The sequence below is a fragment of the Streptomyces sp. NPDC054956 genome (assembly GCF_053609185.1).
This window is the reverse complement of record NZ_JBSGXB010000545.1, coordinates 1-2,694: the sequence shown is the minus strand read 5'-3', so window position 1 is coordinate 2,694 and position 2,694 is coordinate 1. Positions and strand designations below refer to the sequence as shown.

Below are 2,694 nucleotides of genomic sequence, written 5' to 3'. Positions count from 1 at the left end.
GCGGGCGTTCGCTTCTGGTTGTGCTTGTGCGTGGGGGTGGGGGGCCCGGCCCGCGACGCTCCCCTTCCTACGGTGCTTCGCGCACGGCCCCCCGCGGGGCCGGACCGGTGGCTCAGCCGGTCATGACCCGCTCGGACTCCCGGTGCTCCCGGTGCCTGCCACCGGCCGGCACCGGCTCCTCGGCACCCCGGCGGGACCGGAGCGGCCACCACAGGGACCGGCCCAGGAGCGCGGCCACGGCCGGCACCAGCACGATCGACAGCACGAACGCGGAGAGCAGGATCCCGAGGCCCGTGGCGAAGCCGATCTGCTGCGTCGCGGAGCCCTGGCTCGCGGCCAGGCTCCCGAAGGAGAACGCCAGCACAAGTCCCGCGGTCGCGATGGCCGGCGCCGTGTGCCGCACCGCCCGGGCCACCGCCGCACGGGCCGGACCGGGCCGGTCCATCTCCTCCCTGATCCGGTCGGTGATCAGGATGTTGTAGTCGGTGCCCAGCGCGACCACGAACAGGAACAGCACCAGCGGCAGCGAGAAGTCCACGCCCGGCCGGCCCGCCGCGTGCTGGAACACCAGCGTCGAGGCACCCAGCGTGGCCGCGAAGCCCATTCCCACCGCGAGCATCAGGACCACCGGCGCCAGCAGGCTCCGCAGCAGCAGGAACAGGATCAGCGCGATCAGCGCCGCCGCCACCGGGAAGACCACCTTCAGGTCCTTGTCCACGGCGGACGCGATGTCGGAGAAGATCGCCGCCGTACCGCCGACATGTGCCTCGGTACCGTCCGGCCGGTGCGCGGCCACCGCGGCCCGGACCGGTCCGGAGACCAGGTCACGGGCCTCCTGCCCGTGCGCATCGGCGGTCGGGAACAGGTCGATGCGGGCCGCCCGGCGGTCCTCGCTCAGCACCGTCGGCGCCACCTGGCCCACCCCGCCGACCGAGGCCAGCGCGCGGGAGAGCCCCCCGAGCCGTTCGGCGGTCAGCGCGCCGCCGTCGGTGGCGGTCACGAACACGCTGGTCGGATCCGAGACCCCGGCGGGCAGCGCGCGGGCGATCTCGGCCGCCGTCGCCGCCGAAGCCGTACGCTCCCCGCCGGGGCCGCTCTGCCCGTAGTCCACCCGCATCCCGGCCATTCCCGCGGCGAGCGCCCCCAGCAGGGCCACGGAGGCGAGCACCAGGGTCAGCGGCCGCCGGGCCACCAGATCGCCGGTCCGCGCGGCCACGCCCCCGCGGGGCTCCTGCTTCAGCGCCCGGGAGGGCCAGAACATCTTGCGGCCGGTGACCGCGAGGATGGCCGGCATCAGGGTCAGGCTGCCGAGCAGCATCACCAGTACGGACACGGCGATGGCGGGGCCCAGCACCCGGAACTGGCCGAAGGTGGCCACCGCGAGGGTGGAGAACGCGGCGACGATGGTCAGCGCCGCACAGGTGATCGCCGTACCGACCCGGCCGGCGACCTCGGCCGCGGCCACCCGGCCCGACTGCTCCGGGTGCTTGCGCAGCTGCTCGCGGAAGCGGAAGAGCAGGAAGAGGAAGTAGTCGATGCCGATGCCCACCAGCACCACGCTGATCAACTGGGGGGTGGAGGCGTCGAGTTCGATCCCGGTCAGCAGTGCGGTGATGACCACCACCCCGGCCGCCGCTCCGCCGATGATGCTGACGGCGACCAGCGGCAGCAACGCCGCCAGGACGCTGCGGAAGACCAGCACGTGCAGCAGTACGATCACCGCGAGCATGACGGCGCCCACGATCTTGGACCGGGTGGCCTCCGCGTCGGCGGTGTCCACGGTGTCCGCGAGCCCGGCGGTGAACCCGGTCCGCAGGTCCGCCTCCGCGAACTCGGCCCGGGCGTGGTCCCGGAAGGTCCGGTACAGCTCCTGCATCCCGGGGTCCATGGGATTGCCGGTCAGTTCGACCGCCAGCAGCCGGAAGCTCCGGTCGGGCGCCGTCATGGCCGGGCTGATCCGGGGCGTTTGGGAGCGGTCCTGCATCAGGAAGGTCGGGGTGTCCTTCGGCCGCGGCATGACGATCCGCTGCCGGGACAGCTTCGCCGCCACGTCGTCGATCCGCCGCTCGTCGGCCGCGGTCAGCGCCGCACCGTCGGCGCGCCCCACCAGCACGGTCAGCGGGTTGGCGTCCGGCTTGGCCCCGAAGTGCTCCTCGGCTACCTTCAGCGCGGCCGCCGAATCGTAGGAGGCAGGCAGGAACTCGCCGGTGCTCGCCTGTGTGGCGCGGAAGACGAGCGCCTGGCCGAAGATCGTCAGGGCGATGCCCAGCACCGCCCAGAGGGCTATGACCTTCCATGGACTTCGAGTGGCGAAGGCGGTCAGGGCGCGGATCAAGGAGTCCTCCGTAACGGGGTGGCGGCCGGGGGTTCCCGGCTGATCACCAGCTCATCACCGGCCGCACGGCGAAACGTCGGGTCCGGGGAGGAACTCGCACCCGGGACCAGGGACCGGCGCGGGCCCCCGACCAGGACCAGGGTCCTGGTCCGCGCTCCGCCTGTGGTCCGGAGGTCCGGGGTCCGCCCGATGGGAAGATGGAATATGCCGATAAACAGAACGGACGACCTGCCGGCCAGGAGCGCGGTCGGGAGCGCGGTGGCGAGCCCGCCCGCCCGGGTCGAGAACCGGGCCCCGGCCCCGAAGGGCGCCCCGGCCCCGAAGGGCGCCCCGGCCCCGAAGGGCGCCCGGGCGTCGAA

1 protein-coding gene is annotated in these 2,694 nt (G+C 73.7%); it reads right to left on the bottom strand.

Features of this window, described 5'->3' with window-relative positions; translation table 11 throughout:
- Nucleotides 1-112: 112 nt before the first annotated feature.
- A complete protein-coding gene (locus ACWGDE_RS38010; protein WP_453393652.1) occupies nucleotides 113-2,335 on the bottom strand; it encodes an MMPL family transporter in 2,223 nt (740 codons plus the stop codon).
- Between the last annotated feature and the right edge of the window lie 359 nt (nucleotides 2,336-2,694).